This window comes from Pseudomonas sp. S3_B11, from assembly GCF_054667715.1.
Genome location: NZ_CP162749.1, coordinates 1,953,828 through 1,979,294, shown reverse-complemented (window position 1 = coordinate 1,979,294; position 25,467 = coordinate 1,953,828). Strand labels below are relative to the sequence as shown.

The 25,467-nt window shown below is 63.3% G+C and carries 21 protein-coding genes; 14 read left to right on the top strand and 7 right to left on the bottom strand.

Translation table 11 applies throughout. The features are described from left to right. Nucleotides 1-10: 10 nt before the first annotated feature. Nucleotides 11-2,164 (bottom strand): WG repeat-containing protein, encoded by a 2,154-nt coding sequence (locus AB4O22_RS09200; RefSeq protein ID WP_460096158.1) that lies wholly within the window; start codon nt 2,162-2,164, stop codon nt 11-13. A 255-nt stretch (nt 2,165-2,419) separates the two neighbouring features. On the opposite strand from AB4O22_RS09200, the gene AB4O22_RS09195 reads away from it, so the two are divergent. The 5 genes from AB4O22_RS09195 to AB4O22_RS09175 all read left to right on the top strand — a co-directional run bounded on the left by AB4O22_RS09195 (nt 2,420) and on the right by AB4O22_RS09175 (nt 7,732). Continuing rightward, nucleotides 2,420-3,445: a LacI family DNA-binding transcriptional regulator gene (locus AB4O22_RS09195; RefSeq protein ID WP_460096157.1), complete on the top strand. Its 1,026-nt coding sequence runs from the start codon at nt 2,420-2,422 to the stop codon at nt 3,443-3,445. A 153-nt stretch (nt 3,446-3,598) separates the two neighbouring features. Further along, the gene (locus tag AB4O22_RS09190) at nt 3,599-4,381 is read left to right on the top strand and encodes a sugar phosphate isomerase/epimerase family protein (protein ID WP_013693551.1); all 783 of its coding nucleotides are present in this window, start codon (nt 3,599-3,601) and stop codon (nt 4,379-4,381) included. Further along, nucleotides 4,374-5,354: a sugar kinase gene (locus AB4O22_RS09185; protein ID WP_460096156.1), complete on the top strand. Its 981-nt coding sequence runs from the start codon at nt 4,374-4,376 to the stop codon at nt 5,352-5,354. The genes AB4O22_RS09190 and AB4O22_RS09185 overlap by 8 nt, the downstream gene beginning before the upstream one ends. 86 nt (nt 5,355-5,440) lie before the next feature. Continuing rightward, nucleotides 5,441-6,739 carry an MFS transporter gene (locus tag AB4O22_RS09180; protein ID WP_123350722.1) on the top strand — a complete coding sequence of 433 codons (1,299 nt, stop codon included), beginning with the start codon at nt 5,441-5,443 and terminating at the stop codon, nt 6,737-6,739. A gap of 15 nt (nt 6,740-6,754) precedes the next feature. Beyond that, nucleotides 6,755-7,732, top strand: coding sequence for an NAD(P)-dependent oxidoreductase (locus AB4O22_RS09175; protein WP_223470605.1), 978 nt, complete (start codon nt 6,755-6,757; stop codon nt 7,730-7,732). Between the two features lie 164 nt (nt 7,733-7,896). Here AB4O22_RS09175 and AB4O22_RS09170 read toward each other — a convergent pair whose 3' ends face one another. Next, nucleotides 7,897-8,265 carry a DUF6124 family protein gene (locus AB4O22_RS09170; protein WP_079305541.1) on the bottom strand — a complete coding sequence of 123 codons (369 nt, stop codon included), beginning with the start codon at nt 8,263-8,265 and terminating at the stop codon, nt 7,897-7,899. Between the two features lie 584 nt (nt 8,266-8,849). Between AB4O22_RS09170 and AB4O22_RS09165 the strand changes: the two genes are divergently transcribed. From AB4O22_RS09165 to AB4O22_RS09125, 9 genes are all read left to right on the top strand, one after another. Continuing rightward, entirely contained in the window at nt 8,850-9,809 is a 960-nt protein-coding gene (locus AB4O22_RS09165) for an AAA family ATPase (RefSeq protein WP_003202654.1), read from the top strand. Nucleotides 9,810-9,818: 9 nt separating this feature from the next. Continuing rightward, complete coding sequence (locus tag AB4O22_RS09160) at nt 9,819-10,763, top strand: DUF58 domain-containing protein (protein WP_003202656.1); 945 nt, start codon at nt 9,819-9,821, stop codon at nt 10,761-10,763. Further along, entirely contained in the window at nt 10,760-11,254 is a 495-nt protein-coding gene (locus AB4O22_RS09155; RefSeq protein WP_223470601.1) for a DUF4381 domain-containing protein, read from the top strand. The genes AB4O22_RS09160 and AB4O22_RS09155 overlap by 4 nt, the downstream gene beginning before the upstream one ends. Then, complete coding sequence (locus AB4O22_RS09150) at nt 11,247-12,326, top strand: vWA domain-containing protein (protein WP_003202661.1); 1,080 nt, start codon at nt 11,247-11,249, stop codon at nt 12,324-12,326. The genes AB4O22_RS09155 and AB4O22_RS09150 overlap by 8 nt, the downstream gene beginning before the upstream one ends. Next, nucleotides 12,323-14,059 (top strand): tetratricopeptide repeat protein, encoded by a 1,737-nt coding sequence (locus AB4O22_RS09145; protein ID WP_223470598.1) that lies wholly within the window; start codon nt 12,323-12,325, stop codon nt 14,057-14,059. The genes AB4O22_RS09150 and AB4O22_RS09145 overlap by 4 nt, the downstream gene beginning before the upstream one ends. Further along, complete coding sequence (locus AB4O22_RS09140; protein WP_460105651.1) at nt 14,056-15,693, top strand: BatD family protein; 1,638 nt, start codon at nt 14,056-14,058, stop codon at nt 15,691-15,693. The genes AB4O22_RS09145 and AB4O22_RS09140 overlap by 4 nt, the downstream gene beginning before the upstream one ends. A 226-nt stretch (nt 15,694-15,919) precedes the next feature. Further along, nucleotides 15,920-17,164 (top strand): exonuclease SbcCD subunit D C-terminal domain-containing protein, encoded by a 1,245-nt coding sequence (locus AB4O22_RS09135; protein ID WP_223470594.1) that lies wholly within the window; start codon nt 15,920-15,922, stop codon nt 17,162-17,164. Then, a complete protein-coding gene (locus tag AB4O22_RS09130; RefSeq protein WP_460096155.1) occupies nt 17,161-20,802 on the top strand; it encodes an AAA family ATPase in 3,642 nt (1,213 codons plus the stop codon). Before AB4O22_RS09135 ends, AB4O22_RS09130 begins: the two co-directional genes overlap by 4 nt. Further along, complete coding sequence (locus AB4O22_RS09125) at nt 20,799-21,401, top strand: glutathione S-transferase (protein ID WP_460096154.1); 603 nt, start codon at nt 20,799-20,801, stop codon at nt 21,399-21,401. The genes AB4O22_RS09130 and AB4O22_RS09125 overlap by 4 nt, the downstream gene beginning before the upstream one ends. Nucleotides 21,402-21,544: 143 nt before the next feature. Here AB4O22_RS09125 and AB4O22_RS09120 read toward each other — a convergent pair whose 3' ends face one another. The 5 genes from AB4O22_RS09120 to AB4O22_RS09100 form a co-directional block, all read right to left on the bottom strand. Next, nucleotides 21,545-21,670 (bottom strand): hypothetical protein, encoded by a 126-nt coding sequence (locus AB4O22_RS09120; RefSeq protein ID WP_003202672.1) that lies wholly within the window; start codon nt 21,668-21,670, stop codon nt 21,545-21,547. Nucleotides 21,671-21,845: 175 nt separating this feature from the next. Further along, nucleotides 21,846-22,025, bottom strand: a complete 180-nt coding sequence (locus AB4O22_RS09115) for a hypothetical protein (RefSeq protein WP_460096153.1) — start codon at nt 22,023-22,025, stop codon at nt 21,846-21,848. Between the two features lie 156 nt (nt 22,026-22,181). Continuing rightward, nucleotides 22,182-23,357, bottom strand: a complete 1,176-nt coding sequence (locus AB4O22_RS09110) for a lactonase family protein (protein ID WP_460096152.1) — start codon at nt 23,355-23,357, stop codon at nt 22,182-22,184. After that, complete coding sequence (locus tag AB4O22_RS09105) at nt 23,344-23,640, bottom strand: DUF5629 family protein (RefSeq protein WP_043042412.1); 297 nt, start codon at nt 23,638-23,640, stop codon at nt 23,344-23,346. Before AB4O22_RS09105 ends, AB4O22_RS09110 begins: the two co-directional genes overlap by 14 nt. A 238-nt stretch (nt 23,641-23,878) precedes the next feature. Next, a complete protein-coding gene (locus AB4O22_RS09100; protein WP_003202679.1) occupies nt 23,879-25,459 on the bottom strand; it encodes an aldehyde dehydrogenase (NADP(+)) in 1,581 nt (526 codons plus the stop codon). Nucleotides 25,460-25,467 lie beyond the last annotated feature (8 nt).

The following is a 25,467-nucleotide window of genomic DNA, read 5'->3' as shown; positions in this document are numbered from 1 at the left end:
GCACCGGCTGTTATTCGTCTTTCTGCACCAGATTGCCGTCAGCGTCATAGGCCAGGTACGCGTCACTACCCTTCGGGTCCCTCACGTAATAACGGGCCTCATTGCCGTTATCCGGCACTTCCAGGCTGGCATAGGACCCCAGCTCCTTGATCAGTTTGTTGTCTTGACTGATCAGGACCAGCCAGGAACCACCACCGGCCCGAATGGCCGCTGCGTACCGAGTCTGGAACGCGTTGAGCTGGCTGTACTCCAGCGGGACTCGCAAGATGCCCGCCAGGTCGATGGCGCCATAGCTGCCGGCGCGTGCGACCACCGCCATACCGTTGGAAAACGGTTCCACCTCGTCATACGGTAACTTGATGGGCAGCCGCGTCCCCTGGCGATTGATAAAAGCAAACTTCCTGCTTTTAGCGTCCTGCACCAACAGCGGTTGCTGCCCGACAAACCGGCCTATCACGTTGTCACCCGGCAGGTTGAGCCGTTTACCGTCCAGGTCGAAAACGTTCTGACGACTCCGGTCGGCAGAACTGGCGTAGAGCAAACCCTCGCTGTGCTCGATGCCTGAGAACTGCGCCGGCAGGATTTCCTTGCCGTCCAGGGTATAGGCGCCGTAGAGGCCTTCCATGACATCGGTTCGTTTGCCGAGACGGGCGATGAACACGTTGCCAGTCACGGTGGGGTTGACGAATTTCATCGGCAATACGAAACGATGCCCCTTGGCATCGTAGAGCCCATAAGGTCCGTTGGTTTCCCGCTCCACCAACAGCAGGCCATTGCTCAACGTTTCGGTGATGTATTCGAACGGCAGGTCCACGAGCTTGTTGCTGCCGGCAGGAAAATAGGCGAGCTGGCTGCGCAACGCCTGCCAGTCCGAGTCCGGGTCGCTGGACTTTTCCGGGGAAAACAATGTGTAGGTATCGGCCATCTGGCTGTCTTGCACCTGCACCCAACGGGGCTTGATCAACCACTGGCCGGCCTGGTCGATGAAGCCGTAGCGCTCGGCGTTTCGGTCCAGAGCGATGTAACGCGCCTGCTCCGCCAGGACGTTGTCGACCTGGGTGAACTCAACGCTGTTGTCTTCCATCGGATCGAGCACATGAATGACGATACGTTGCGGGGTGGCCTCGAATTGATAGTCGACCTCGGTGTTTTTCAACGGCCCCACCTGAGCGGCCAGCGCCTGGGTCAGGCGTTCCAACTGCTGCTGTACCGCCTGGCCGGTCTTGAGCTGCTTGAGATCGTCCTTGGTCTGCAGCAGCGCTTTGTAATAGTCGTGCAACGCCGCGATATCGCCTTCGGAGGGGAACGCGCGGGAGTTGTTGCCGTTGCTGTAGAGCGCCTTGCCCGCGTCGTCCAGCCCCTGCACCACGAAGGTCGACATCTTCGGCGTACTCAGGCGCACAGAGGCGCTGGCGTCACCCAGGGCGGTGAGCTGGAAGGACTGGCCATCGTCCAGGGTCACCTTCGGGTGATCCTTGTCCAGGACCACTTTCCTGAACGCCGGATAACTGCGGTAAGCGACCGTCAGGCCGAGACTCGCCAGAGGCTTGTTCACCGCAAGTGCGAAGGCGTCATGGGACGCGATCATGTCGTCGGACTCGACCTTGGGCGGCGCCTTGAGATCGGCGAAGGTTTTTTCGCTGCCATCGCGAAACCGCAGGCGCTGCGGCAGGTACTGCTCGGCCACCGGTTCATCCGGCGTCGCGGCGCGCTTCCAGAGCGGATCAAGGCTGCTGGTGTCGAGCCTCACTTCGGAACCGTCGGCGAATAGCCTCTGGGCAAAACGCAGGCCCTGGATCGAGGCCAGTTCAGCTTTCAGTTGCGCACTGGTGAGTGGGACAAACAGCGGTTCGTACTGCAACGGCCGCTCGTCGGCAGGCTCGGTCGTCTCAATACTCAGGCTCAATTGCGCGTCACTGATCAGCTCCAGGGAACGGAGCGTTTCACCGGTGTCCTGAATCAAATAGTTGAGGCGTCTCTCCACCTCGGGCAGTGCCAGCGTGCCGATGTCTTCCATGCCCCCTTCGTTCAGTTGCTCGGCGGCGAAACCTTCATCCACCGGCGCGCCGCTGTGGCGAAACAGGGTGTAGGACGCACAACCCAGCACCAACAAGGTCACGCTCAGTATCGACAGCAATCTCACGCGAGGCTGGGAGAAGTTCATGGAGGCTTCGATCGTCAAAGGGCTTGGGGAAGGCAGGCAGCTAACCACACGACCTTACGCGCTGCAAATCGCCCTGGAGGGCCTGTTCTGTTACTTCGGCCTGCCGACCTGCCTGGATCGTCGCCCTTGTCCGGCTGAAGTGAACCACCGTCGGTCGTGCCTCTGACACGTCGCCCTTGACGGAGGGATGGATTCTGATGTTTCCTGAAACCGGTTTCAGAACCGCTAATAAATCCAATAAGCAGGTTTCAATCCGTGAATTCTTTCTCCGCCGCCCAGCGCAGCCGCGTGACCATGCTTGATGTCGCCGAACGCGCCGGGGTCTCCAAGGCCAGTGTCTCGCGTTTCATTGGCGAGGACCGCGCCCTGCTCTCCGAGGCCATTGCCCGGCGTATCGAGCAAGCCATCAGCGAACTGGGCTACCGGCCGAACCAGATGGCCCGCGGCCTCAAGCGCGGGCGCACACGCCTGATCGGCATGCTGGTGGCCGATATCCGCAACCCCTATTCGATTGCCGTGATGCATGGCGTGGAAACCGCCTGTCGTCGCCATGGCTACAGCCTGGTGGTGTGCAACACCGACCGTGATGACGAGCAGGAGCGCCAGCACCTGGCGCTGTTGCGCGCCTACAACATCGAAGGGTTGATCGTGAACACCCTGGGTCACCACCGTGACGAACTGTTTGAACTGCGCAGCGAAATGCCTCTGGTGTTGGTGGATCGCAAGGTCGATCAACTCGACAGCGACCTGGTCGGCCTCGACAACCCAAAGGCCGTCGAGACGGCCCTCGATCACCTCGAACAACGGGGCTACCGCGATCTGTTGCTGGTGACCGAACCGTTCGACGGCACCAGCTCACGAATCGAGCGAGTCGAGAGTTTCAAGACCGGCATCGCGCGACGCCCTGCCCTGACCGGCGCCGTGGTGGAAACCTGCGATCAACTGAGCGCGCGCATCAAGGCTTTCCTGGCCCAACCGGGGCAAGGCCCCAAGGCGCTGTTCTGTGCCAATGGCATTGCCGCGCTGGCCGCCACGACGGTGTTGCGCGAGCTCGGTTGCCACTTGTTCGACGACGTAGGCCTGATTGCCCTCGACGATCTGGATTGGTACCCCTTGGTGGGCAGCGGCATCACGGCCCTGGCCCAACCGACAGCGGAGATCGGCGCCAGTGCGTTCGACTGTCTGCTCAAGCGTTTGCGTGGGGATAAAGGGCCAGTGCGGACCTTGGATTTTGCGGCGCGGTTGATCGAGCGTGGGTCGACGCGTGGGGTTTCTCGATGATCGAGCCGGCCTTATCGCGAGCAAGCTCGCTCCCACAGGGATTTCCAGCGCGACGCAGATCCCGTGTGGGAGCGAGCTTGCTCGCGATGAGGCCCTGAAGCACACCACCTTTTTTTGCACAAAACTGAAACCGGTTTCAGAGGTATAAAAACAATGCACAATCCACCCGTCTCCATCAGTCTTTCCAGCTACGGCGCCGACCTGGTACGGCAACAAGGCCAAGGCAGTTTCATCGATCTGCTGGCAGCAGCCGGTGCCTCGCGCATCGAATGGCGCGAAGAATTGCTCACCACCGAACAGCCCGCCGAGCTGGCCGCTCGCGCTCGCGCCCAGGGGCTGCAAAGTATTTTCTCGTCGCCACTGGAGCTGTGGCTCGCCGGGCAGTCCAGGCCCAACCCCGCCCTGGCGCTGACCCTGCAACGGTCCGAGGCGTTCGGCTCGGCATGGCTGAAAGTCTCCCTCGGGCACTTCACCGACTCCCATGATCTGTCGGCATTGGCGGATGTGCTCGGCGCAAGCCCGGTGCAGTTGCTGGTGGAAAACGACCAGACCTTGCAAGGCGGACGGATCGAACCGTTGCAACGTTTCTTCAGCGCAGCAGAAGCGCACGCATTGCCCGTCGGCATGACCTTCGACATCGGCAACTGGCAATGGCAGGACCAATCGGCCGCCGTCGCCGCCCGACAGCTCGGACGGTATGTGGCTTACGTGCATTGCAAGGCAGTGGCCCAGCGCGCCGACGGCAAACTGGTCGCCGTGCCTCCGGCCATGACCGACCTGCACCTGTGGGAACAACTGCTCAAGCACATGCCCGTCGGTGTGATGCGCGCCGCCGAATATCCGCTGCAAGGCGAAGACTTGTTGCAATTGACCGCTGGACATGTCGCCACGCTGTCCCGTCTCGGACAATCGCGCCGGGAGCCTGCCCATGCCTGAGTTCGATGTGTTGTCGTTCGGCGAAACCATGGCGATGCTGGTGGCTGACCAGCGCGGTGAGCTGGCCAGCGTCGACCAGTTCCACAAGCGTATCGCCGGGGCCGACAGCAACGTGGCCATCGGCCTGTCGCGACTGGACTTCAAGGTTGCGTGGCTGAGCCGGGTCGGCGCTGATTCCCTGGGACGCTTCGTGGTGCAGACCCTGGAAAACGAAGGCCTGGATTGTCGCCACGTAGCGGTCGATCCAACGCACCCCACCGGCTTTCAGTTCAAGTCGCGTACCGACGATGGCAGCGACCCGCAGGTCGAGTATTTCCGTCGTGGCTCGGCGGCCAGTCATCTGTCGATCGATTCCATCGCGCCAGCGCTGCTTGAAGCCCGTCACTTGCACGCCACCGGCATCGTCCCGGCGTTGTCGGCCACGGCCCGCGAGATGTCCTTTGAATTGATGACCCGCATGCGCGAAGCCGGCCGCAGCCTGTCGTTCGACCCCAACCTGAGGCCGAGCCTCTGGACCAGCGAGTCGGCCATGATTGCGCAAATCAATCGCCTCGCCGCCCTCGCCCACTGGGTCCTGCCGGGGCTCGGCGAAGGTCGCTTGCTGACCGGTTTCGACGACCCGGCCGATATCGCCGCGTTCTATCTGGATCAAGGCGCCGAAATCGTCGTGATCAAGCTCGGCGCGGACGGTGCCTATTACCGCACGCATCTGGACCAGGGCGTTATCGCCGGCGTACCGGTAGCCCGGGTGGTGGACACCGTGGGCGCTGGCGATGGCTTCGCCGTCGGCCTGATCAGTGCGTTGCTCGAAGGCCGCGCCATCACCGAGGCCGTGCAGCGCGCCAACTGGATCGGCAGCCGCGCGGTGCAGAGCCGTGGGGATATGGAAGGGTTGCCGACGCGCACCGAGTTATTGGCTGTATTTGAAACCGCCTATCGCGAGCAAGCTCGCTCCCACATGGGATCGAGTTAACCCCTGTGGGAGCGAGCTTGCTCGCGATAGAGCTACCACAAAACGCACCTGCTGCAACAAAAACAACAAGCTCAGGAGTCAACGACATGCAAACGCTCAACCTCGCCACCCGTCGCTGGTGGTACATCATGCCCATCGTGTTCATCACCTACAGCCTGGCCTACCTGGACCGGGCCAACTATGGATTTGCCGCCGCCTCGGGCATGGCCAAGGACCTGATGATCACCCCGGGGCTGTCATCGCTGCTCGGCGCACTGTTTTTCCTCGGCTACTTTTTCTTCCAGGTACCAGGGGCGATCTACGCGCAAAAGCACAGCGTGAAGAAGCTGATCTTCGTCAGCCTGATTCTCTGGGGCTCACTGGCCACCCTGACGGGCGTGGTCTCCAACGCCTACTGGTTGATCGTGATCCGCTTCATGCTCGGGGTGGTCGAGGCCGCCGTGATGCCGGCGATGCTGGTGTACCTGTGCCACTGGTTCACCCGGGCCGAACGCTCGCGCGCCAATACCTTCCTGATCCTTGGCAACCCGGTGACCATGCTCTGGATGTCGGTGGTGTCGGGTTACCTGGTGCAGCAGTTCGACTGGCGCTGGATGTTCATCATCGAAGGCCTGCCGGCGGTGCTCTGGGCCTTTATCTGGTGGCGCCTGGCCGATGATCGCCCAGCCCAGGCCAAGTGGCTCAGCGATCAGGAGAAACGGGACCTGGAAAGCGCCTTGGCGGCCGAACAGGTCGGCATCAAGGCAGTGAAGAACTACGCCGAGGCCTTTCGCTCGCCCAAGGTGATCATCCTGGCGCTGCAGTTTTTCTGCTGGAGCATCGGGGTCTACGGGTTCGTGCTGTGGTTGCCGTCGATCCTCAAGGCCGGCCTGCAGATGAACATGGTCGAGGCCGGGTGGCTATCGTCCTTGCCTTACCTGGCGGCAGTGATCGGCATGCTGGTGGTGTCCTGGGCGTCGGACAAGGCGCAGAAGCGCAAGCGTTTTGTCTGGCCGCCCCTGCTGATCGCCTCCGTCGCGTTCTACGCCTCCTACCTGCTGGGGGCCGAGCATTTCTGGTGGTCCTATGGCTTGCTGGTGGTCGCCGGCGCTTGCATGTACGCGCCGTATGGTCCGTTCTTTGCCATCGTTCCGGAAATCCTCCCGGCCAACGTCGCCGGCGGCGCCATGGCGTTGATCAACAGCATGGGCGCGCTGGGTTCGTTCGGCGGCTCGTACCTGGTGGGCTACCTCAACGGCACCACCGGCTCCCCCGGCATGTCCTTCCTGCTGATGAGCGGCGCCTTGCTGCTGTCGGTGGTACTGACCCTCGCCCTCAAACCCGGCGCCAGCGACCGGGAAGTCTCCCATACCGCAACGCCACACCCGGCGCCCGCCCGTTCCTGAATCGAGACCCGTCCCATGAAAAAGCATGTGGTGTTGTACAAAGCGCTGTCCCCTCAATTGATGGCCCGCCTGCAAGCCCAGGCCCACGTCACGCTCATCGAGCGCCTCGATGCCCAGGGCCTGGCGCAACTGCGCGACGCCCTCCCCGCCGCCCACGGCCTGCTGGGCGCCAGCCTCAAGCTGGATGCGGCGCTGCTGGACCTGGCGCCGAACCTGCAAGCCATCGCCAGCGTCTCGGTGGGGGTCGACAACTACGACATCGATTACCTGACCGAACGCCGGATCCTGCTCAGCAATACCCCCGACGTGCTGACCGAAACCACCGCCGACACTGGGTTCGCCTTGATCCTGGCGACCGCTCGACGCGTGGTGGAACTGGCCAACCTGGTTCGCGCAGGAGAGTGGCAACAGAGCATCGGCCCGCGGCATTTCGGCACCGACGTCCACGGCAAGACCCTGGGCATCATCGGCATGGGCCGCATCGGCGAGGCCCTGGCCCAACGCGGGCATTTCGGCTTCGGCATGCCGGTGCTCTACCACAGCCATTCACCCAAGCCCGCGGTCGAGCAGCGTTTCGGCGCGCGCTATTGCAGCCTCGAGACACTGTTGCAGCAGGCGGACTTCATTTGCCTGACCCTGCCCTTGACCGCTGAGACTCAAGGGCTGATCGGTGCACAAGCGTTCGCGCAGATGCGCCCTGAAACCATTTTCATCAATATTTCCCGGGGCAAGGTGGTCGATGAAGCGGCGCTGATCGACGCCCTGCGCAACCAGCAGATCCGTGGTGCGGGGCTGGATGTGTTCGAGCGCGAACCCTTGAGTGCGGATTCACCGCTATTGCAGATGGACAACGTGGTCGCGACGCCGCACATGGGCTCGGCCACCCACGAGACACGGGAGGCGATGGCGCGTTGTGCGGTGGACAATTTGCTGATGGCATTGGCGGGGGAGCGCCCGGTGAATCTGGTGAATGCGGGGGCGTGGGTAGGCTGAGCAATCATCCGAGCACAGCAGCGCTTCTGTGGCGAGGGAGCTTGCTCCCGTTCGTCTGCGTAGCAGTCGCAGGCCCGGCGGGCGCGGTGTGTATGGGGAACCGCGCCGCCTCGGTTTGGGGCTGCTGCGCAGCCCAGCGGGAGCAAGCTCCCTCGCCACGGGGGTTATGTCGGCTGACGGGTTTCGATGTTGTCCAGTGCACGGTTCGCCAGCAGGCTGCCCAGTTCGATCAGTTGCTGAATGCCCAGGAGGAAATGCCGGCGTGAACCGTCCAGGTCGAAAGCCAGGTCATTGGCCATGGCATTGGCCGAAGCCAGGGTTTCGCTGAGGTAGGCAAGCAAGCTTTCGGTGTCGATGTCTTTGTTGACGGTGAAGAGTTGGCCGGGGGCAGGTTCTGCTTCGGGTTTGTCCGGTTTGGGGTTCAGGTAATGGTCGAGGACTCGGTCGGTGACTTCGTCGTGTTTTTGGGACTTGGTTTTTGGGCGCGGTGAGGACGAATCGGTGTTCGGTGGGTTGGGGGTTACTTTGAACATAGATGAAACTCCAGATTAGAAAATTGGAGCCATCTCTCTCGCTACCAAACGAAGGGAGGTGGCCATACGAAGGTTGGTAGACCGGTTACCTGGCAACCCGGCGCGTCCAAGGACGCCCTGCGCATGACCACCATAAAACAGAGGACGAAAAGCCCCCTATATCAGGCTGCACCTGCGCCAGAAAACCGGGCTACCAAACCCGATCGCTGATTCATCAGCGACCCGGAAACGATAGAACCTGCCTCCCAAGCGCACAAGCCGGCGGATTCTGGCGCAGTTGTAGGCAATGGCGCAAGACAACGTAGCCTGTTCCAGAGCACTCCTACGTCCGGATAAACACCCCTTCATTTTATGAGTGCTTCGCACTCAAGCGGGAGCAAGCTCCCTCGCCACGGGGTAAGTGCGCCTGTCCGGGTGGGATTCATGGCAAGCAAACCCAGCCCACAATGTTTCCAAGCCGATCACAATTCACACGGCTGATCAAAATCCCGTTAGTCGCCACCCCCCGCCATGCATTAAAGTAACGCCCCCAGCCCCGGCGTTATCCGAACGCCTGGGGCCACCCTTTCCAGGAACAGTCACCGATGGAACATCGTGAAGCGCTGCTTGCGCTGCGAACCTTTCTTTCAACGCAGATTCTCGGCCAGGAAAAACTCATCGAGCGCCTGCTCATCGCCCTGCTTGCCGACGGCCACATGCTGGTGGAAGGCGCGCCGGGGCTGGCCAAGACCAAGGCCATCAAGGAACTGGCCGAAGGCGTCGAAGCGCAGTTCCATCGCATTCAGTTCACCCCCGACCTGCTGCCCGCCGACATCACCGGTACGGAAATCTACCGCCCGGAAACCGGCAGTTTCGTGTTCCAGCAAGGGCCGATTTTCCATAACCTGGTGCTGGCGGACGAAATCAACCGCGCCCCAGCCAAGGTCCAGTCGGCCTTGCTCGAAGCCATGGCCGAGCGCCAGGTCAGCGTCGGGCGCAGCACCTATGAACTGTCGCCGCTGTTCCTGGTGATGGCCACGCAGAACCCGATCGAGCAGGAAGGCACCTACCCGCTGCCCGAAGCCCAGCTCGACCGGTTCCTGATGCACGTCAAGATCGGCTTTCCCGATGCTGCGGTGGAACGCCGTATCCTGCAGCAGGCCCGGGGTGAAGCGCTGAACGGCGAGACCAAGCCCGAACGCCGCGTGAGCCAGCAGGCGATTTTCTCCGCGCGCAAGGAAATCCTCGGGTTGTACATGGCCGACGCCGTGGAGGAATACTTGGTGCAACTGATCATGGCGACCCGTAACCCGGCCAAGTTCGACCCGGAAATGGCCGAGTGGATCGCCTACGGCGCCAGCCCGCGGGGTTCCATCGCCCTGGACCGCTGCGCCCGTGCCCACGCCTGGCTGGCCGGACGCGACTTTGTCAGCCCGGAAGATATCCAGGCCGTGCTGTTCGACGTGCTGCGCCATCGCATCATCCTGTCGTTCGAAGCCGAGGCCGCTGGCATCGACCAGGACCGGGTCGTGCAGCGGATTCTCGACGTCGTCGCTGTCGCTTGAGCATGAGTCATGAATAACCCGTTGGCGCCCGCACCGGGCATCCGCGTCAGCCTTTCGGAGCTGATCGAGATGCGCCATCGTGTGCGCGAGGTGCAGTTGTTCTCGACACCGGGACAGCGCAGTCCGCTGATCGGCCTGCATCACTCCAAGCTGCGCGGACGCGGGGTGGATTTCGACCAGGTGCGGGTCTACCAGGCCGGCGACGACGTACGCACCATTGACTGGCGCGTCACCGCCCGGACCCAGGAGCCCCACACCAAACTGTTCCACGAAGAACGCGAGCGGCCGATCTTCATCATGATCGAGCAAAGCCACCGGCTGTTCTTCGGTTCGGGGCTGATGTTCAAGTCGGTGCTCGCCGCCCAGGCCGCCAGCCTGATCGGCTGGGCCGCGCTGGGGCACAACGACCGGGTCGGCGGCCTGGTGTTCGGCAATAACACCCATTACGAGGTCAAGCCGCGGCGCAGCAAACAGAGCCTGTTGCAATTGCTCAACCGGCTGGTGCGGGTCAATCAGTCACTGCACACCGAAGGCGAGCCGGATCGCGACTCGTTCGGCATCGCCCTGCGCCGCGCCCGGGAAGTACTGCGGCCCGGCAGCCTGGTGATCGTGATTTGCGACGAGCGTGCGTTGTCCGACAGCGCCGAACAGCAGTTGAGCTTGCTGTCGCGCCATTGCGACCTGTTGCTGCTGCCGCTGTCGGACCCGCTGGATCACGCCCTGCCCGCCGCCGGCCTGCTGCGCTTCGCCCAACACTCTTCACAGTTGGAGCTCGACACCCTGAACTTCGAACTGCGCCAGGCCTATCGCGCCCAGGCCGAGGCACGCCAGGAGCGCTGGGAAATACTGGCGCAGAAGCTGCGGATCCTGATGATGCCCCTCAGCACCCAGGGCGACATGGTCGAGCAACTGCGCGAATACCTGAACCCCAAGCGGGCCGGGAAAAGTCGATGAGCAACCTGGATAAATTGCAGCCACTGATAGCGCCGCCCCCTATCGGTTTCTGGCCTCCCGCGCCGGGCTGGTGGTTGCTGCTGGTGTTGATCCCCTTGCTGGGCCTGGGCCTGTGGCAGTTGCGCCGGTTCATTCCCGCCAAGCGCACCGGCCCCCGTGCCGAACAACCCCTGGACCCGGTGCGACTGGCCGCGCTGGCCGAACTCGCCCTGCTGCCCAAACCCTACGATGGGGCGCCGGCTGGGGCCTGGCTGCAACAGCTCAACGGGTTGCTCAAACGCCTGTGTCGCAACCATTACCCCTACAGCCAGAGCCACACCCTCAACGGGCGCAAATGGCTGGCTTTCCTGGATAACCGCTGCCCGGCAGCTGGCCTGACCCGCTGGATGGTGCTGGTGGAAGGCGCTTACAAACCCGAATGCAAGCTCGATGACAAAGCCATCGCCGGCCTGACCCAGGCGGTCGAAATCTGGATTCGCAAACATGTTTGAGTTCGCCTGGCCGTGGGTATTCGCCCTGTTGCCGCTGCCTTGGCTGATGCGCCTGGTGCTGCCGGCGGCCGACAGCGGCGAGCCAGCGCTCAAAGTCAGTTTCCTCGGCGACCTGGAAGGCCTGGTGGGTCGGCGAGCCCGGGCCAATCTGCCGACCTGGCGGCAACAGGCGCCCTTCATCCTGCTCTGGCTGCTGTTGCTGATCGCCGCTGCCCGACCGCAGTGGTTGGGCGAGCCATTGCCCATTGCCGCCAGCGGTCGCGACCTGCTGGTGGCGGTGGATGTCTCGGGTTCCATGGACTTTCCCGACATGCAATGGAAAGACGAAGAGGTCAGTCGCCTTGCGCTGGTCCAGCACATGCTCGGGGATTTTCTCGAAGGCCGCGAAGGTGACCGGGTTGGCCTGATCCTGTTCGGCAGCCAGGCCTATCTGCAGGCACCGCTGACCTTCGACCGCCGCACCGTGCGCCATTGGCTCGATGAGGCGCGCATCGGTATCGCCGGCAAGAATACGGCCATCGGTGACGCCATCGGCCTGGCCCTCAAGCGCCTGCGCCAGCGGCCGGCCCATAGCCGCGTGTTGATCCTGGTCACCGACGGCGCCAACAACGGCGGCGAAATCGACCCACTGACCGCCGCGCGACTGGCCGCCGACGAAGGCGTGAAAATCTACCCGATCGGCATCGGCGCCGCCCCGGAACAAAGCGGCACCACAGGTTCGCTCGGCGTCAACCCGAGCCTGGACCTGGACGAACCGACACTCAAGGAAATCGCCGAAGTCACCGGCGGCCAGTATTTTCGCGCCCAGGATGGTGAGCAACTACTGGGGATCAAGACCACCCTCGACCAGCTCGAACCGGTGACCCAGCAACCGACCCAGGCCCGTCCTGCCCTGGCGCTGTATCACTGGCCCCTGGCCGTTGCGCTGCTATTGAGCATGTTGCTGGTGGCCCGGGCGCGCTGGCCGGACAATCCGTTGCAGCGCCTGTTCAACCAGCCGCTGTTCCAGCCAGCCCAACACACCGAGTGGCGCCAGCGGCTCAAGCGCCTGCGCTTGCGGAGGCGTCGATGATCGCCCTCTGGCCACATTGGCTACGCCCCTGGTTCGTGTTGCTGCTGCCTCTGCTGGGCTGGTTGCTCTGGCAACTGTGGCACCGGCAGAAACGCGTGGGCCGCTGGCAGATGATCCTGCCTCCCGCCTTTCATGCTGTGCTGCTCAGTGGCGGCAGTGGCCGTGAAAGCCGGTTGCCGTGGATTGCCCTGGGCCTGGGTTGGCTGTTGATCGTGCTGGCGTTGCTGGGGCCGAGTTGGGCGCGGGTCGAACAGACCAGCCAGAAACCCGCCGACCCGCTGGTGGTGGTGCTGGAGCTGACCCCGGAAATGCTCGCCACCGACGTCCCGCCCACGCGCCTGGAACAGGCTCGGCGCAAGGTACTGGACCTGTTGCAGAACCGCAGCGACGCCCAGACCGCGATCATCGTCTATGCCGGCAGTGCCCATACGCTGGTGCCGCTGTCCGACGACCTGTCCACCAGCGCCAACCTGCTCGAAGCCCTCGCGCCGTCGATCATGCCGCAGAGCGGCCATCGTGCCGACCTGGCGGTCCGCAAGGCGCTGACCCTGCTGGACCAGAGCGAGCTTGGACAGGGTCGGATCCTGCTGATCGGCTCATCGCTGAATGAGCAGGAGCGCCAAGGCATTCGCCAGGCCCTGGACGGTTCCGCCACGCAATGGCTGATGCTGGGCATCGGTACCCGGGAAGGTGCCCCCGTGGCCCAAGAGGATGGCAGCTACCTCAAGGATGCCCAAGGCGCGATTCTACTGCCGCGCCTCGACAACCCGGGCCTCAAGGCGTTCTCCAATGAGCTGGACGGCCGCTACCGGCCGGCGCGCCTGGATGACAGCGACCTGCGCGGCCTGGGTCTGTTGGACGGTCCTCGCCATCTGCGCAGCGATGGACAAACCCTGCGCCTGGACACCTGGGCCGACCAGGGTTATTGGCTGCTCCTGCCCCTGCTGCTGTTGGCCGCCTGTGCCGGGCGGCGAGGCTGGCTGTTCTGCCTGCCGCTGTTGTTCGTGTTGCCGCAAACCGGCCACGCCTTCGAATTCCAGGACCTGTGGCTGCGCGCCGACCAACAGGGCCAGCACTTGCTCAAGCAAAAACGTCCCGCCGAAGCCGCCGCCCACTTCGAGGACAGCCAGTGGCAAGGCGTCGCCCTGTACGAAGCCGGTCAATACAGCGAAGCCGCCCGACGCTTCGCCGAAGGCAATGACGCCCGCGCGCACTACAATCGCGGCAACGCCCTGGCCAGGAGCGGCGAACTGGAAGCCGCGCTGGATGCCTATGAGCAGGCCCTGGAGTTGCAACCCGACCTGCGCCCCGCCCAGACCAACAAGGCCCTGGTGGAAAGCTTGTTGAAAGAGCCGGCCGCTGTACCGGAAGAACCCAAGCCTGCCGAAAACGAGGAACCGGCCCCCGCCGAGCAATCGCCGGATGTCGACTCACCCACCCAGTCTTCCGAACCGGGACAACCCTCCCACGAGCCAAGCACGACATCGGACCAGTCCCAGCCCCCGCGGACGGCACAACCGCCTGCCGCCCAGGATGTACCGGGCAGCGAACTGCCCGATGAGCAGACCACCACCCCGCCACTGCGTCCTGCCGCAGGTCAGCGCAATGAAGAAGAACAGCGCCAGGCACTGGAACAATGGCTGCGCCAGATCCCGGATAATCCAGGGGAGCTGCTCAGGCGTAAATTCTGGTATGAACAGCAAAGCCATCAGGCCCAGGAAAAAACCCAATGACCCGCTTCACCGCCTACCTCCTCGTGTTGCTGCTCTGGGCCTCTGGAACCCAGGCTGCACAGCTGACTGCCAGTGTGGACCGCAGCCGCCTGAACTCCGGGGAAACGGTGGAACTGACCCTGGAATCCAACGACGCCACGTTGTTCGGCAAACCGGACCTGGGCCCGCTCCAGGCCTTGTTCGATGTGCGCGGTACCCGTCAGGTCAACCAGTTGACGACCCTCGACGGTGAGAACCGTGCCACCACCCGCTGGATCGTGACCCTGCTGCCGCGCCAAAGCGGCACCGTGATCATTCCGCCGTTGCAACTGGGCGAAGTGACCAGCCAGCCGATCACCCTGCAAGTGGTCGAAGGCGAAACCCGCAACGCCTCCCAGCCCCTGGCAGCAGTGTTCATCGAGGCCAGCCTCGACCAGACCGAAGTGTATGTTCAGGCCCAGGCGATCTTGACCCTGCGCATCTACCATTCGGTGTCGCTGTACGACGACAGCAGCCTCACGCCGCTGCACATTCCCGATGCCCGCACCGAGCAACTGGGCGAATCGCGCACTTATGAAAAAGTCATCAACGATGTCCGCCATGGCGTGATCGAACTGCGCTACGGCATCTATCCGCAACGCAGCGGCGAACTGACGATTCCGGCCCAGACATTCAGTGCCACCCTGGTCGAGCCGGTGGCCCAGGACACCGTACCTTCGGGCCCCAAACCCGGCCAGTTGATGCGGGTAAGCTCCACGCAACTGTTGCTGCGCGTCAAGCCCAAGCCTGACAGTTATCCGGCCGACGTGCCCTGGCTACCCGCACGCAGCCTGTCCTTGAGTGAAAGCTGGAGCCCGGAACCGACCCACAGCCAGGTGGGCGATTCCCTGACCCGCAGCCTGACCCTGGAAGCCGAAGGCCTGGCCAGCGCCCAGTTGCCACCGCTACAGGCCACGGAGATCAACGGCCTGCGACGCTATCCGGACCAACCGGTACTCAGCAGCCGCAACAGCGAGCGCGGGCTGGTGGGCAGCCGCGAAGACCGCGAGGCCCTGGTGCCCAACCGCAGCGGGACCATCGAGCTGCCACCGGTGGAAGTGGTCTGGTGGAACACCCTGGAAGACCACCTGGACCGCACGAGCCTCCCGGCACGGACCCTGCAAGTGGCGAATAATCCAAGCCTGATGGTGGACACGCCGGCCGGCACGACGCAGATCGTGACAACGGTCGACAGCGAGGCCCTGTGGTACTGGCAACTGAGCACCTTCCTCCTCGCCTGCACCACGCTGCTGGGCTTTGGCTTGTGGTGGCGCGCCCGCTGGCAGCCGGCAATCCTGCGCTCGACCCAGACCGGACCGAGTCCACGCACCCTGCTCGATGATCTCAAACGTACCTGCCTGGCCAACGACCCCCACGCCACCCGCCAGGCCCTGGACGCCTGGGCCCGCCAGCAGCCGGAAACCCTGGCCGACATGGCGGCGCGTTTCGTGCCGCTGTCCGACGCCCTGGACGGCCTCAACGGCGCGCTCTACAGCGAAACCGGCCAGCATTGGCAGGGTGAAGACTTGTGGCGGGCCATCCGCACCATCCCGCCCACCGAAGGGGGGCTGGGCTCGGCGGGTGATTCGGGGTTGCCGCCGCTTTACCCCAAATAAACCCGCTTTTTTCGTAGCCTTTGTGGCGAGGGGTTTTATGTGCGAGCAAAACGGGTGGGAGCATGGCGGGCAAGCCTTGCTCCCACATAAATATCCTTGCCACAGGATCAGTGTTCATAGATCCAGCAAAGTTGAACAAGTCCTAGCCCCGGTTTCCCAGTAAACTCTGCTTCTTTTAGCCGCCCTCTTCTTCACCGCGGCCATCATCAGTTTCCTGGAGTTCACCTTGCGTCTGTTTCACACCTCCGACTGGCACCTGGGGCAAAACCTGCACGGCCAGGAACGCGATTTCGAACACGCCTGCTTCCTCGACTGGCTGCTGCGTCAACTGACCCACGAAAAGCCCGACGTATTGCTGATCGCTGGCGACATCTTCGACACCGTCAACCCGCCGGTCAAAGCCCAGGAGCGGCTGTATGATTTCATCGTCAGCGCCCATGAACAGAACGCCAACCTGACCATCGTGATGATCGCCGGCAACCACGACTCCGGCTCGCGGATCGAATTGCCTGCGCCGCTGATGCGACGCCTGCGCACCCATGCCCTGGGCCGGGTGCTGTGGCTGGACGACGGTCAACTGGACGTCGAGCGCCTGTTGTTGCCGTTGCCCGATGCCAAAGGCAAGGTCAAGGCGTGGTGCCTGGCCCTGCCGTTCCTGCGCCCTGCCGAAGTCACCGGTGCGCAACTGGGCGACGACTACCTGCGAGGCATCGGCCAGGTGCATGAGTGGCTGATCGCCGCGGCCAACAGCAAGCGCAAGAAAGGCCAGGCGCTGATCGCCATCAGTCATGCGCACATGGCCGGTGGTTCGGTGTCCGAGGATTCCGAGCGCAGCCTGATCATCGGCAACGCCGAGGCCCTGCCCGCCAGCCTGTTCGGCCCGAGCATCAGCTACGTCGCCCTCGGCCACTTGCACAAGCCGCAGAAGGTCAACGGTGAAGAGCGTATCCGCTACAGCGGTTCGCCGATCCCGCTGTCATTTTCGGAGATCGGCTATCAGCATCAGATCCTCGACATCACCCTGGACGGCGAAGCCCTGGTCAAGGTCGAGCCGCGCCTGATCCCGCGGGCCGTCAACCTGCAACGCCTGGGCCCGGCGCCACTGGCCGATCTCCTGGTGCAACTCAAGGACCTGCCCGACATCGACCTGCTGGCCGATGTCCAGCGCCAACCCTGGCTGGAAGTGCGGGTGCGCCTCGATGAGCCGCAGCCGGACCTGCGTCACCAGGTGGAGACCGCACTGCAAGGCAAGGCCGTACGCCTGGTGCGGATCGCCGCCGAGTATGCCGGCAACGGTGGCGCTGGCAGTGCCGATGATGGCAGCGCGCTGGTGGAGCTGGATCAACTCAGCCCGCAGGAGTTGTTCAGCCGCGCCTGGCAGGACACCTACGGCAACGAAGTGGACGAACAGACCCTCAAGGACTTTGCCGTGCTGTTGCAAGACGTGCAGATGGAGAGCGAGCAGCCATGAAGATCCTCGCGATCCGCCTCAAGAACCTGGCGTCCCTGGCCGGGCCGTTTGAAATCGATTTCACCGCCGAACCCTTGGCCAGCGCCGGCCTGTTCGCCATTACCGGCCCCACGGGCGCCGGCAAGAGCACGCTGCTCGACGCCCTGTGCCTGGCGCTGTTCGGCGCCGTGCCGCGCCTCAATAACACCGGGCGTGACGCCAAGGTACCGGACGTCGATGGCGAGATTGCCACGGGCGATCCGCGCACGCTGTTGCGCCGAGGTACCGGCGATGGCTATGCCGAAGTGGATTTTCGCGGCATCGACGGACGCCGCTATCGGGCCCGCTGGGAAGCCAATCGCGCCCGGGAAAAAGCCGGCGGCAAGTTGCAAGCCAGCCGCCAGAGCCTGCGGGACCTGGACAACGATCAACTGCTGGCGAGCCAGAAAGGCGAATACAAGACCCAGCTCGAAGCGGCCCTGGGCCTGAACTTCGAACAGTTCACCCGGGCCGTGCTGCTGGCGCAGAGCGAGTTCAGCGCGTTCCTCAAGGCCGATGACAACGATCGCAGTGAACTGCTGGAAAAGCTCACCGACACCGCCCTGTATACCCGCCTCGGCCGCCGCGCCTTCGACAAGGCCAAGCAAGCCAAGGACAGCCACCGGCAGTTGCAGGACCAGGCCACCGGTGTCACGCCGCTGGCCCCCGAGGCCCGGGCCGAGCTGGACCAGCGTTTCAACGACGCCCAGCAACAACTCAAGGCCCAACAGGCGCAACTCAAGCAACTGGAGCAGCAGCACACCTGGCTGCGCGACCTGGGCCTGTTGCAGGATGAACACGCCAGCGCCGCCGAACAGCTGCAACAGGCCCAGGCCGATTGGAACGCCCTGGCCGACGAACGCCTGAAACTGGTTCGCCTGGAGCAACTGGCGCCCCAGCGCCATCAGTTCATTCGCCAGGCCGAACTGAGCCGACAGCTCGACCCCTTGGCCGTGCAGATCCAGCAGCTTACCCAGCAGCAGCTCAATCTCCATGACCAGCAGGCCGAACTGGAAAAAAGCCTGGGCGCCGCGCAACTGGCGCTGGCTGCGGCCCGCCAACACAGCAGCGACAGCGCGCCGTTGCTGCGCCAGGCCTTTGAAGAGCAAAGTACCCTGGCCCGCCTCGCCAGGGACGCCAGCCAGGGCGCCGAGCGCCAGGAACAGGCACAGCAGGCCTGCACCGAAGGCCAGCGCACCATCGACACCTTGCTCGAACAGCAAAGGCAGGTGGCCGAGCGCTTGCAGCGCATCGCCGGCACGTTGGAACAAAGCACGCACCTGACCCCGCTCAGCGATGCCTGGAACGCCTATCGCGATCGCCTCCAACAACTGATGCTGATCGGCAATCGCCTGAACCAGGGCCAGGCCGAACTCGCCACACTGGAACAAGGCGCCGCCCGCGCCGCCGAGGAACTGGCCACCCACCGGCAAGACCTCGAAGTGCTCTACAAGGAAGCCGGCGCCGAGCCGGAGGCAGTGGCCGAACAGATCCAGTTGCTTGGCAATCTGCTGCAAGACAACCGCAAGCAATTGCGTGCTTTTGAAGACCTGACCCGGCTGTGGGCCAGTCAGCAAGAGCTGGACAAACGCGGCGCCGAACTTGAACAACGCCAGCAACGGGCGTTGCAGGAACGTGACCGGCTGGTGCGTGAAGGCGGCGAAGCCAAGGCCGAACTGACCATTGCCGAACAGACCCTGACCGTCACCCGTGAACTGCTGGAGCGCCAGCGCCTGGCCCGCAGCGAAAGCGTCGAGCAACTGCGCGCACAGTTGCAGGATGAACAGCCCTGCCCCGTGTGTGGCAGCATCGAGCATCCTTATCATCAGCCCGAAGCCCTGCTGGAAAACCTCGGGCGCTTTGATGAAACCGAAGAGGCCAACGCCCGCAAGGCCGTCGACCTGCTCAATGAAAAAGTCATCGACCTGCGGGCGCAATACAGCGGGGTCATCGCCCAGCTCAAGGAACTCAAACAGCAGCAGGAACAGCTCGCCAGCCAGCAACAGAGCCTGGCACCCAGCCTTGAAGCCCACCCGTTGTCGGCGCAACTGCTGGCCCAGGAAGCGAACAAGCGCGACGCCTGGCTGACCCAGCAGAACAGCCAACTGAACCTGCGCATCAGCCAGGACGAACAACGGCAAACCGCCCTGCTGACCCTGCAGCAGGACGCCGCGCGCATGGCGCAGCGGCTGCGTGAAGCCGAGGCAGCCAGCCAACAGGCCTCACAGCACCTGGGCAACCAGCAGCAGGAGCTGGCCCGCGACCGCCAGCGCCTGGCCGAGGAACTGAGCCACTTCAGCGCCCTGCTACCCGCTGACACCCTGCAAGCCTTGCGCAGCGAACCCGCCGCAACCTTCTTGCAGCTCGACCAGCAGATCGCCCAGCGCCTGGAGCAACTGGAACAGCAGCGCGACGAACTGGGCGAACAGCTCCAGCGCCAGCAGACCCTGGAGAAAGAACAGGACCGCCAGCAGACCCGCCTCCAGCAACTGGAAGCGGCCCGCCTGCAATTCAGCGCCCTGAGCGAGCAACAACAGGCCTGCCAGGAGAAACTCACGCAATTGCTCGGCGAGCACACCAGCGCCGAACAGTGGCAGCAACAACTCGACCAGCGCCTGGAACAGACGCGGGATGCCGAGGCGACGGCCAATCAGCAGTTGCAGCAATTGCGCAACGATCTGGTGCAACTGGCCGCCGAACTCAAGGCCCGACAGGAACAGGCGCAATCCCTGGACCACGAACGCCAGGCGCTGGCCGCCGGTATCGCGCAATGGCGCACCACCCATCCGGAACTGGACGATGCCGCCCTCAAGGCCCTGCTCGGCCTGGACGAGCAACACGTCAGCCAGTTGCGCCAGCGCTTGCTCAACAGCGAAAAAGCCATCGAACAAGCCCGAGTCCTGCTCACCGAACGCGAGCAGCGCCTGCAAAACCACCAGGCCCAACACAATGGCAACCTGGCGCCTGAGCAACTCGCCCAGGCTCTCACCGAACTGCAAGGCCAATTCGCCGTAAGCGAACAGCACTGCGCCGAACTGCGCGCCGAACAGGCCGAAGACCAGCGCCGGCAGAACGCCAACCAGGCCCTGGCCCAGCAGATCGAACAGGCCTACAACGAGTACCAGCGCTGGGCGCGCCTCGATGCCCTGATCGGTTCGGCCACCGGCGACCGTTTCCGCAAGCTGGCTCAGGCCTACAACCTCGACTTGCTAGTGCACCACGCCAATGCCCAACTGCGGCAACTGGTGCGCCGCTACCGGCTCAAGCGCGGCGGCAGCATGCTCGGGCTGCTGGTGATGGACACGGAAATGGGCGATGAACTGCGCTCGGTGCATTCGTTGTCCGGCGGCGAAACCTTCCTGGTCTCCCTCGCCTTGGCATTGGGCCTGGCCTCGATGGCGTCCAGCACACTGAAGATCGAATCGTTGTTCATCGACGAAGGCTTCGGCAGCCTCGACCCCGAATCGCTGCAACTGGCGATGGACGCCCTCGACGGCCTCCAGGCCCAGGGCCGCAAGGTCGCGGTGATTTCCCACGTGCAGGAAATGCACGAGCGGATCCCGGTGCAGATCCAGGTGCGTCGCCAGGGCAACGGCTTGAGCACAGTGGAGGTGAAATGAGCCACACCACGCTCTATTCCTTCCGCCGCTGCCCCTATGCGATGCGGGCGCGCATGGCCTTGCGCTACAGCGCGGTCGCACTGGATATTGTCGAAGTCAGCCTGAAGGCCAAGCCAGCCGAGATGCTCGCGCTTTCCAGCAAAGGCACGGTGCCGGTGCTGCAGGTCGATGGCCGGGTGATCGATGAAAGCCTGGAGATCATGAACTGGGCCTTGGCCCAGCACGATCCGCAAGACTGGAGGCTACGGGACGACCCCGAAGGCCAGGCGCTGACAGCGGCGTTGATCGAGGAAAACGACCAGGTATTCAAGCTGCACTTGAATCACTACAAATACCCCGAGCGCCATCCCGAGTACCCGAAGGAACATTACCGTAGCGAGGGTGAAAGCTTTCTGCGCAGGCTGGAGGCCTTGCTTGAGACCCGGACGTTTCTGGCGGCGCATCACCCGAGCCTGGGCGACGTGGCAGTGATGCCCTTCATACGGCAGTTCGCCCACGTCGACCGCGACTGGTTTGCCCAGGCGCCCTACCCTCGGCTACAAGACTGGTTGCAGAGGTTCCTGGATTGCGAGCTGTTCGTGGCGATCATGGCCAAGTAGCAGCCTGCACACAACCCTGTGGCGAGGGAATATCTGTGGGAGCAAGGCTTGCCCGCGATGAAGACGATGCGGTCCTTCAGAAATCGAGTCGACTGTATCGCGGGCAAACCTTGCTCCCACACAATCTCTATGACCAGATCCAATCAGTCGCTAAGCAAGCTCAACAATCGCTCACGCGCCGCTTCCAACTCGCCGGAATCTGGCTGGGCCGCGGAAACAATCGGAGTGGAATAGAGAAACAGCAGCATCACCGCCAGACGCATCGCCATGGTGTCGGTCCTTAATCGGCAAAGGAGTCAATTTATCAGCGTCAAATTTAAACACATGGCCAAGTGATATTACAGCAGGATTTCTCCAGAAACGGCGAAGCCTGCGATCTTTTCTCTTGCACCTGAGGGTCGGTGAAGATGAAAAGATCGCAGGCTTCGGTCGTTGCGCGATATTTCAGTGTTGGGACTTGTGGTCCAACGCCGCATAGAAGTTAGCGCTTTGTTGCAGGTATTTCTCGGTGTAGCTCTGGGTGCGATTTTTCTTGTCGCTGATCTCGACGCTGGCACTGGCGGGCAGCGCCACGGTGGCAGAGATGGCAGAAGCGGCGATCACGGAGAAGAGATTCAGATTCATGGCGGTAGACCTCGGATTCAGTTGGCTGACTTGCCCGGTTGGGCCGTGAAGCAAACTTACGCGCCGAGGCGTCCCGCGTTGAAATGCTTTACATCACTTGCGAATATCAGTCTCGTTGATACAACGGCGCAGGCCCCGAAAAACGGGGCCTACGCTCTATTGACGGACGATGAACTTCAAATCGCTGGGCGCATCCATCGGCATTTTCTGCACGGTTTTACCCAGCAGGCCGGTCTTCGGATCGCGCTCGATCACCACGATCTGGTTGCTCTTCTGGTTGGCAATCAGCAGGAATTTCCCGCTCGGGTCGAGGCTGAACTCCCGTGGATGATCGCCTTCGACCGAGCGTCGCTGCAGCTCTTTGAGCGTGCCGGCGGCCGGGTCGATGGCGAACACCAGCACTTCGTTGGTGGTGCCACGGTTGCTGACGTAGAGGAACTTGCCATCCGCGGAAGCATGCAGCGCAGCCGCCGCCCTGCCCGGCTGCGGCTTGCCAGCCGCCAGGTCGACCAGTTGACGCTGGGTCAAGCGGCCATCCTGATAATCGAACACCGCCACTTGCGCGCTCATTTCCATGGTCAGCCAGGCGTGCTTGCCATGAGCACTGAACAACAGGTGACGCGGGCCGCTGCCGGGTGGCAACTGCACGAAGGCTGGATCGGCGGCGGTCAATGGCAGCTCTGGATTGGCCTTGGGGTCGTAGCGGTAGATGAACACCTTGTCCGCCCCCAGGTCGTTGGCGAACACGTACTTGCCATCGGGCGAGGACACTGCGGCGTGCACATGGGCCGACATCTGCCGCTCAGGGTTGACCTTGCTCGGCTGATGACTGCTCAACTGCACCACCGACGCCAGCTTGCCATCGGCGCCTACCGGCAATACCGCCAGGGTGCCGCCCGGGTCTTCCACCACCGAGTAGTTACTGACCAGCAGATGCCGGCCATCACCGCTGAGGCTGGAATGGGTCGGCTCGTTGCCCAGGGACTGCACCTGGTTGATCAGGCTCAGTGCATGGGTCTTCGGGTCAATGGCGTAGCTGCTGACCTTGCCCACCGGGTCTTTCTGGCCCGGCCCGTTTTCGTTGACCACGAACAGCCGGGTCATGTCCTTGGAAAGGGTCAGCCACGAAGGGTTTTCGGTCTTGATCACTTGCAACGGGTTGGCATCGAGCTGGCCGGTGCGGCTGTCGAATTGCATCCGGTAGATGCCCTGGCTCTGGCCGGCGGTGTAGGAGCCCACCAGCAGTTGATGGCGTTCATCGGTACCTGCCTGGACACCCATGGCGCCCATGCTACCGGCCATCAACAGCGGCCAGAGACTACGCATTTTCATCTTCTTCGTCCTCATCGTCGTGGCCGCTGGTGGCTTCCACGCACTCCAAGTGGTGGTCGCCCGAATCGCTGGTGATGATCCAGTGGTTCGTGGCTTTATCGAAGGTCGCCGCCTGCATCTGCGCTGGCGTGAAGCGCCAGTACTCGAGGGTGCGACCGTTCATGCACTCGACGTGCAATTGGTCCTGCTCGTCGAGGTAAAAATCGAATGCATGCAGCCCGTCTATGATCAGCATGTCGCATTTGTGAAGGGCATTGAGCAGGGTGTCAGTTACGGCAGTCATGGTGATCAGTCGGTCATTGGGAAAGTAGTCATGATAACCCAATGTGGGCTTGGGCCTTGGGCCATAAGGGTCGAAAACGGTGTCACCTGCAAAACCGCCATCGCGAGCAAGCTCGCTCCCACAGTTGGATTTTCAGCGAACACAAACTCTGTACTCACCAAAGCCCCCCTGTGGGAGCGAGCTTGCTCGCGATGAGGCCGGCACATTCAACTTGAATGTAACGGCCTCACCGCAACCGTCAGAGCGCCTCGCGCCCCGGCACGCCATCCACCAACCGCAGGATCCCCAGCGGGTTGGCATTCTTCAGCGGCTCGGGCAACAGGCTGTCAGGATAGTTCTGGAAGCACACCGGACGCAGGAAACGATCGATCGCAAGGGTGCCCACCGACGTACCACGGGCATCGGACGTCGCCGGGTAAGGCCCGCCGTGCACCATCGAATCACACACCTCCACCCCGGTCGGATAACCGTTGAGCAGGATGCGGCCAACCTTCTGCTCCAGCAACGGAGTCAGTTCGCTGAACCGTTCGAAGTCCGCTGGCTCGCCGATCATCGTTGCCGTCAGTTGCCCGTGCAGGCCGTGCAGCGCGGCGCTCAGTTGCGCCTGGTCCGCGACTTCGACAAACACCGTAGTCGGGCCGAACACTTCTTCCTGCAGCGCTTCGTCACCGTTGATCAGCAGGCTGGCGTCAGCCTTGAACAACTGCGGCTGGGCCTGGTTGCCCTGCTGCTCGCGCCCGGCCAAATGCTCGATGCCCGGGTGAGCCAGCAACTTCTGCAGGCCCTTGCCGTAGCTTTGCAACGTGCCGGCGTTGAGCATGGTCTGGGGCGCCTGGTCGCCGATCAACGCCGCCACCTGCTGGGTGAAGGCGGTGAACTGCGGCGAACGAATACCGATCACCAGGCCAGGGTTGGTGCAGAACTGACCGCAGCCCTGCACCACCGAGGCGGTCAGGTCGCGGGCGACGCTCTCGGCACGGGTTTCCAGCGCTTGTGGCAACACGATCACCGGGTTGATGCTCGACATTTCGGCAAACACCGGGATCGGCTGCGGCCGTGCGGCCGCCATGTCGCACAGGGCACGCCCGCCCTTGAGGGAACCGGTGAACCCCACGGCCTGGATCGCCGGATGCTTGACCAGCCATTCGCCAACGCCACCGCCGTAGATCATGTTGAACACACCCGCCGGCATCGCGGTCTTTTCAGCCGCGCGGATGATCGCATCGGCCACGTGCTCGGCGGTCGCCATGTGGCCACTGTGGGCCTTGAACACCACCGGGCAACCGGCCGCCAGGGCCGACGCAGTGTCGCCACCGGCGGTGGAGAATGCCAAGGGGAAGTTACTGGCGCCGAACACCGCCACTGGCCCGAGACCAATGCGATACTGGCGCAGGTCCGGACGGGGCAACGGCGTGCGCTCAGGCAACGCCCGGTCGATGCGTGCACCGTAGAAATCGCCACGACGCAGGACCTTGGCGAACAGACGCATCTGGCCGCTGGTACGACCGCGCTCGCCCTGGATCCGTGCCGCCGGCAGCGCGGTTTCACGGCAGACCACGGCCACGAACGCATCGCCCAAGGCGTCCAGCTCATCGGCAATGGCCTCGAGGAACTCGGCCCGGCGCACCGCACTCAGGCTGCGGTAGGCTGGATAAGCCGCCGCCGCGGCCTTGGCGGCGGCGTCGACTTCTTCTGCCGTGGCCTGGACGAAGTCATGGGGCAAGGCCTCGCCGGTGCTGGCGTCGACGCTCTGCAGGCGAGTCTGGCCGGCTGCGCTGCGCGCCCCGCCGATGTAGTTGTGGCCAAGGATCTGGTTCATCGCAAGTC